6 protein-coding genes and 2 pseudogenes are annotated in these 7,696 nt (G+C 37.7%); all 8 read right to left on the bottom strand.

The genetic code is table 11. The annotated features are described in order from the left end of the window. Positions 1–132, bottom strand: a 132-nt coding sequence (locus EP737_RS12250) for a helix-turn-helix domain-containing protein (RefSeq protein ID WP_165350774.1), incomplete at its 3' end; no start/stop codon positions are given. A 620-nt stretch (positions 133–752) separates the two neighbouring features. Beyond that, entirely contained in the window at positions 753–1,331 is a 579-nt protein-coding gene (locus tag EP737_RS12245) for a CBO0543 family protein (protein ID WP_246040242.1), read from the bottom strand. 103 nt (positions 1,332–1,434) lie between these two features. Continuing rightward, positions 1,435–2,760: a GntT/GntP/DsdX family permease gene (locus EP737_RS12240; RefSeq protein ID WP_129728266.1), complete on the bottom strand. Its 1,326-nt coding sequence runs from the start codon at positions 2,758–2,760 to the stop codon at positions 1,435–1,437. Positions 2,761–2,956: 196 nt separating this feature from the next. Further along, positions 2,957–3,070 (bottom strand): annotated as a pseudogene (locus EP737_RS26260) (glucose-6-phosphate isomerase); the annotation flags it as partial. Positions 3,071–3,152: 82 nt separating this feature from the next. Further along, a pseudogene (locus EP737_RS12230) lies at positions 3,153–3,329 on the bottom strand (phosphogluconate dehydrogenase (NAD(+)-dependent, decarboxylating)); the annotation flags it as partial. 11 nt (positions 3,330–3,340) lie between these two features. After that, positions 3,341–5,338, bottom strand: coding sequence for a transketolase (gene tkt, locus EP737_RS12225; protein ID WP_129728265.1), 1,998 nt, complete (start codon positions 5,336–5,338; stop codon positions 3,341–3,343). 30 nt (positions 5,339–5,368) lie between these two features. Next, complete coding sequence (gene zwf, locus EP737_RS12220; protein WP_129728264.1) at positions 5,369–6,868, bottom strand: glucose-6-phosphate dehydrogenase; 1,500 nt, start codon at positions 6,866–6,868, stop codon at positions 5,369–5,371. A gap of 132 nt (positions 6,869–7,000) precedes the next feature. Next, positions 7,001–7,672 carry a ribose-5-phosphate isomerase RpiA gene (gene rpiA / locus EP737_RS12215; RefSeq protein ID WP_129728263.1) on the bottom strand — a complete coding sequence of 224 codons (672 nt, stop codon included), beginning with the start codon at positions 7,670–7,672 and terminating at the stop codon, positions 7,001–7,003. Positions 7,673–7,696 lie beyond the last annotated feature (24 nt).

Below are 7,696 nucleotides of genomic sequence, written 5' to 3'. Positions count from 1 at the left end.
TTGATATGTCTCGTTCCACAAAGAAAGGAAGCGATTGAAGACAAAACGACTGCAACCAATTGTTTTCGCAATTAGCACTTCTTGTTCTATATTTGGATATAAACGAAACTTATACGCTTTGTTGATGAACATTCTCTTCACCTCGTCTTTTTCCAAGATAATAAACGATCGTATGTTCTGATTACATTTTAACAAATTCCAGTACACGATGAAAGAATTTTTTGCTTCGCAAAGCTGAAATTCACCCCCTACTTATTTCGAGGCCACTGAAAAAGTATGTGCTTTCGGCAAATAAAGAAATCCCCATCAATATATACAAAATAAAAACTAGTTGACCATCTACATATAGTGGATAGTCAGCTTATTTTTCTCTTTAAGTGGACTTTTTCAGTACCCTCCTTATTTCTGGGCTCATCCCCTTCAAGAAATTGAAGTAGGGGTACTCTTTCAGCAAAATCTGATAGATTGGTGAAAAAATATGAAAAGGTTATTAAGTCAAATTAGAGATCTCGCCAGAGGCCCATCAAGCAAAAAAGAAAAACACCCTCAAAACGAGTAAACTGCTTTGTTTGCTCGTTTTGGGGGCAATTTATTTCCTTTTAATATTATTTTAAAATATTTAATCTGCAATTTTTAAAATACCTTCCATAAGATATTCTAAAGTACCAATCACTAACTAAATTATAATGGTCAATTTCTATAATCCTTCCCTTACCTCTTTGACTTTGCTCTTCCGTAGCAACTCAGACTGATTATTGATAAGAATTTTCTAATTCAACATAATTTGAGGACGTCCCCTTAAATGGAAGAATGTGTCCAAAAGTTTTTTCCTTATCCTCTTGATGGTTCACATTTATATTCGCTGATTTATTTTGTTCAGTAAATATTCGTAACAACCAGACCGCTCCTCTAATTGTGAATAACGTGAAATTAATTGATGCAAAAGTATGCCATACCGACCAAGATTTCCAACTAAACAGCTTTGTCGTTTTTTCCATTATCATTTGAGCGATTGACATTGGAACGCTAAACCACAAACTTCTTAGAAGCGTTGTTTTTAAATTCGCATTGTACGTCCATCGGACCCATACAATGCTGAGAAGAGGAAACATTAATAAGTCGTACAAAATATTTGTGTCAAATACCTTTGGAAATGGTCTCACTGGATATTTTAGTTTTTTAGTCTTTATACAATAAGAATCAATACAGGTTGATAATACACCTTTTGAGAAGAATATTATCAAATCCATTAGTAAGTTTTTACGCTTAAAAATGAATGGCGTTGATGCAATACAAGCAACAGTCAATATTCTTAATAAGGATCGTTCCATATAAATCAAACCCCTTACAAATAAGATTTTGTTACTACTAGCGTTCGGAAAAAAATGATTTATATGAAACGTAAAATTATCCAAATAGATAAGGGTAAAATTTTTAAACAAACAAATTAAGCAATAAAACACCGCCAAAGGCAACAAATGAAAGTATTGTTTCCAACACTGTCCATGTTTTAAAGGTTTCTTTCACGGATAATCCCAGGTATTCTTTTACCATCCAGAATCCAGCATCGTTTACATGTGAGAACATCAATGATCCCGCACCTGTCGCGATAACAAGCAATTCCAGATTCACACCCGACATTTGTTGGACAACTGGTGAAACGATACCAGCTGCTGTTGTTAAGGCAACCGTCGCGGAACCTGTTGCAATGCGAATTAATCCAGCTATCAAAAACGCCAAAACAAGCGGAGATAGGGATAAATGTTCGGACATTTGAGCAATGGTTGTCCCTACACCACTATCGATAAGAATTTGCTTAAATCCGCCGCCGGCTCCTATGATTGCAAGGATTGAACCAACTGGCAACAGGCTTTCTTCTGTAAATTTTTTAATAGCTTGTTTATCCATGCCATTACGAAGTCCAAGAAAGTAGAATGCCGTAAAACTAGCAATCAAAAGGGCAACGACAGGACTGCCAATTAACGTTAAGACTTTCATCAGGCTATCAGGCAGTGACATATATAGTGCACTAGCTGATAATAGCATTAATAATACAGGCAATAAAATAACAAAGAATGAAATGCCTGTTCCCGGTAAATTCTTCACCGCGGTATTAATACGAATCAACTCTGGCTCTCCTTCAGGAAGCACACGTTTATGAATCCACTTTGCAAACATTGGACCTGCGATGATGGCTGCAGGCAACGCAATGATAAGTGAGTAGAGAAGCACTTTTCCAAGATTAGCCTTGTAGATCCCTATTGCGGCCATTGCCCCTGGATGCGGCGGTACAAGACCATGTACTACCGATAGGCCAGTAATCGCAGGTAAAGCGATTAATAAAATATTTTGTTTGGTTGTTTTATGAATTGAGATTACTAAAGGTAATAAGATTAAAATGCCAACTTCAAAAAACACCGGGATTCCGATAATAAAACCAGACAGTAGCATAGCCCATGGTAATTTCTTGACACCAAAGAATCGAACGAAGAAATTTGCCACTTGCATTCCAGCGCCAGATTCTGCCATCATCTTTCCTAAAATCGTACCTAACGCCAATATTCCAACTAAGTGACCTAGAACATTTCCAACCCCAGTTTCATAGGCACTAACGATTTTATCCAGTGATAATCCGGTCATAATTGCTAAGAACAAACTCGCAACGGTTAAACTAATAAACGCATGCCATTTCCACCACGATACGCCCAAAACGACAATCACAATTGCGACCAATGTAACCAGCAATACATACATATCCATACTTAATTCCACCTTTCCAAATCATATAGATTAGCTACTTCTTTATGTTGCGTAAATATAGCGTGTTTTTGTAAGTTAGAAGAAACAGTTATACAGGAATTCTACTTTATATGGATTTATAATTTGAAAATGAAATTTTTGGACAATCTGAACACCCTTATTTTTATTTAATAAGGGTGTTTTTAGTCTACTTATTTTATTTAGCAATACGTTTGAGTAATTCAGCTTTTTCAACGTCACAGCCTGGTTTACCAAGTGGTTCAAACATATTCTTTTTATATGCTTCAACTCCTAGTTGATCAATAAGATTTTTTAATCCACTCTACATTTGTAGTGTCAATGAAAAATTTCATATTACTTCTCCTCCATTTTCAAACTAAAATGAGTTTATTTTATTTCTTTTCGACAGCATGTCCACCAAACTCATTTCTTAATGCAGCTACAACTTTTCCTGTAAAGGTGTCTTGCTCCAGAGAACGATAACGCATTAATAAAGACATAGCAATAACTGGAGTAGCAGTTTGAAGATCTAGAGCGGTTTCGACAGTCCATTTTCCTTGACCCGAAGTGCTACTTAAGATTATTTATGATTTAAAACGCTTTTCGTGAACTGAACAACATTTTCAGTCGTGAATCCAAACTGTTTCATAACCGCAGCACCATCTCCTGAAGCACCAAATGTCTCAATAGATAATACTTTTCCTTCAAATCCAACAAAGCGTTCCCATCCCAATGAGATACCCATTTCAATCGCAACACGTTTTGAAATAGAAGAAGGTAGAACGGCTTCTTTATAGGCTGCTGATTGCTGGCCAAACAATTCCCAGCTTGGCATCGCAACTATCCGAACAGATATATTTTCTTTTTCTAGTTCTGTTTTGGCACTTGCAGCTAATGAGACTTCAGAACCTGTAGCAATTAATATTACGTCTGGTGTTGAATTTGTTTCAGTTAGTACATAAGCTCCTTTAGAAATATTATCCACATTTGCTTTTGTTTCGTTAAATACCGGTAAATTTTGACGGCTTAATATTAATGCTACTGGACCTTCTGTTTGCTGAAGAGCATATGCCCAGGCACTTGCCGTTTCATTTGCGTCAGTTGGTCTTATAACGGTCAGCCCAGGTATCGAGCGAAGAGCAGCTAAATGTTCAACTGGCTCATGTGTAGGACCATCTTCACCTACGGCAATTGAATCATGTGTAAATACATAGATAACCGGAAGTTTTGATAATGCTGCCAAACGGATTGATGGACGTAGATAGTCATTGAATACAAAGAATGTACTTACAAAAGGCTTTAATCCTCCATGATAAGCTATCCCGTTTGCTGCAGCCCCCATCGCATGCTCACGTACACCGAAGTAGACATTGCGTGCACTGTAAGATTCGACTGCGTAAATTTGTTCCCCTTTAATTTCGGTCATTGTAGAATGTGACAGGTCTGCACTGCCGCCAAAAATCGCTGGAATTTTATTTACAAAATAATTGATTGCTTCCCCGCTGGCAACACGCGTTGATACAGATTTTCCAGCATCAAAGGTTAGTATCTCTTTCGCATCTATGCGAACTTTTCCATCAATAGCATTGGTTAATTGTTCTGCTAATTCTGGGAAGGATTGCTTATAAGATTGAAATAATTTCATCCAGTTTTGTTCAGTATCCATTCCCTTACGTTTTAATTGTCCAAAGTGCGCTTTTACTTCTTCTGGAACATAAAAATCCTCTTCATACAGCCAGTTATAGGCTTCTTTGGTTACTTTTCCTTCTTCTGCTCCAAGTGGTGCGCCATGTGCTTTATTCGTTCCTGCTACCTTAGGGCTTCCGTAACCGATAATCGTTCTAATTTCAATGATACTTGGTTTGTCGACATTTTGTTTTGCTAATTCAATTGCCTTTGAAATGGCTTCAACGTCGTTACCATCCTCTACTCTTACATAGTGCCAGTGGACAGATTCCGCTCTTTTTCTGATATCTTCGGAAAAAGATACGTTTAATTCACCATCAAGGGAGATATCATTTGAATCATACAACACAATTAGCTTACCGAACTTCATATGTCCAGCCATTGACATCGCCTCATAGGAAATCCCTTCCATTAAATCGCCGTCACCGACTAAAGCATACGTATAGTGATCAATAACAGGGTGCCCTTCTTGATTAAACTTTGCTGCTAAATGAGCTTCCGCCATTGCCATTCCAACAGCGTTTGCAATCCCTTGCCCTAATGGACCCGTTGTTGCTTCTACGCCAGGAGTATGGCCAAATTCAGGATGCCCTGGTGTTTTGCTGTTTAATTTTCTGAAGTTTTTCAAGTCATCAATCGTGACATTATATCCGGCTAGGTGAAGGAGGCTGTATAACAAACTGGATCCATGTCCCGCAGATAAAACAAATCGATCACGGTTAAACCATGCCGGATTTGCAGGATTGTGATTTAAATGCTTCGCCCATAATGCATAGGCCATTGGTGCAGCCCCCATTGGGAGACCTGGATGACCTGAATTTGCCGCGTTGATGGCATCAATAGATAAAGTTCGAATGGTATTAACTGCTAAGTTATCAATATTTTGCGTCATAGTCATACCCCTCCTAAACATCTTTATTTTTTAAAGTGTCTTATCTTTGCTCTCAATTTTTTCATCCAACCACCATTTAAATCCATTTTCTAACAATAGGGAATTAGCAGCGTCTGGACCATATGAACCTGACTGATATTCATAAAGAGGCAACAGATCCTCCTCAAATGCTTCAAGGATGGGCTGTACCCATTCCCATGACAATTCAACTTCCTTCCAATGTGCAAAGAATGTAGAGTCTCCAATTAAAGCATCATAAATGAGCCTTTCATAAGCTTCAGGCACTCCAACTCCTGTTTGCTCACAAGAGAAATTAATGCGAACAGGTTCGATTTTTCCGTTTTTCAATGGGTTCTTGCTATTTAATTGTAGTGAGACATTTTCACCTGGACTGATTTCAATTATTAATAAATTAGGTTCTACTTTTTGATCATTATCTTTGTAATGCAGTTTTAATGTATTCTTAAATTCGATTACAATACGAGTAGATTTTTCCTTCATTCTTTTTCCTGTCCGTATATAGAAGGGAACCTTAGCCCAAAACGGATTATCAATCCATAAACGCGCAGCGACAAAGGTATCAGTTTTAGAAGAAGAATTCACTCCAGGCTCCTCTTTATACCCTGCAACTGACTGGTCATTAATCTCTCCCGAAATGTATTGGCCACGAATAATATGGGATTGAACCTCTTCTTTTTTCACTGTGCGTAGAGCTTCCATTACTTTTCGTTTTTCATTTCGAATTTCAGATGCATTAATCTTTTCGGGCAGATGCATTGCAGTCATCATTAGCATTTGTAACATATGGTTTTGGACCATATCCCTAATAGCTCCTGCTTGATCGTAATATCCTGCCCTTTCTTCGACCCCAACGGTTTCACTAGCAGTTATTTGTACATTAGCGATATGCTCTTGATTCCAAATCGACTGAAGAACAGGATTTGCAAATTCAAGAGCTTCAAGGTTTTGGACCATTGGTTTGCCTAGGTAATGGTCAATACGATATATTTCCTCTTCTTCAAACGCTCGACTAAGTTTATCATTGAGTTCCCGGGCAGACTGAAGATCATGGCCAAATGGTTTCTCAATCATCAGGCGCTTCCAACCATCCGTTCTACCAAGGCCACTTTCCTTAATGTTTAAAGCAATGATGTCAAAAAACTCAGGAGAAACCGAAAGATAAAACATTCTGTTTTCCTTTATTTCCAACTCATTTTCTCTTTGTTTCACTACTTGCAGCAATTTTTGATAATCTTCTGAATTGGTTACATCTAATGCACTATAGCGAAAGGCATCTAGAAATCCTCCCATTTCTGAAGCATTGTGTTCTAAACGGCGTGAAAAGGTTAATATTGATTCTTTTACTTTTTCTTGAAAATCCAAATGAGATAATTGGCGTCTTCCAAGCCCAATAATGGATATTCGCTCAGGAAGCTTTTGGTCTACATATAAGTTATATAGGGCAGGGAAAATTTTCCGCTTAGCTAAATCCCCTGTTGCTCCAAATAAGACAAAAGTCATTGATTCCACTTTTCAGTCCTCCTTATAATTGAAAGTCATTATCGATACATTTAAGATTTGTAACAGTGCAGAAGTTAACAATATTGCTTACCTGCGCCACTTAAAATAAAGCTGACTACATTGTTCCTCTCCTTACCCATTTCATTTTCGCACATTGATGCTAATGTTCTTACCCCCATTCAAGGTAATAACTTTGTCAGCCATTCCAATAAATAATCCATTATCGACAACACCTGGTATTAGATTCAAGTCCTTCTCTAGATCTTCAGGGGATGTAATCTCTGGAAAGCTGCAGTCAAAAATATAGTTATCGTTATCTGTTCGAAAAGGAATCCCATCTTTTTGTCGTAACTGTGGACTGCCACCGAGCTCTTGCAGATATTTCATTGTCATTTCAAATCCAAAAGGCACCACTTCTACTGGTAGTGGAAATGATCCTAATTTATCCACCATTTTGTGTGGGTCAGCTACTACTATAAAAGTTTTAGCTGCTTTCGCGATTATTTTCTCTCTTAAAAGGGCACCTCCGCCTCCTTTAATGAGATCTAAATCGCGACTTACTTCGTCTGCACCATCGATAGCCACATCAATTTGGTTAATTTCATGAAACGAAACAAGTGGGATGCCTACTTCTATTGCCAATTTTTCCGTTTGTTTCGAAGTAGGGATTCCTTTAATAGAAAGTCCTTGTTGAACTAATTTTCCAAGCTTAGAGATGGTATAAAATACAGTAGACCCAGTTCCAAGTCCAACCACCATTCCTTCTTTCACATAATCTACAGCTTTTTCTCCAACTTCTTTCTTTTCATTCAACTCCCTTTGCTCCTTTCATTAAAA

Source organism: Ectobacillus funiculus, assembly GCF_004138295.1.
GTDB classification, from domain to species: Bacteria; Bacillota; Bacilli; order Bacillales; family Bacillaceae_G; genus Ectobacillus; species Ectobacillus funiculus.
The sequence above is the reverse complement of the archived record's forward strand: the minus strand, read 5'-3'. Positions and strand labels throughout refer to the sequence as shown.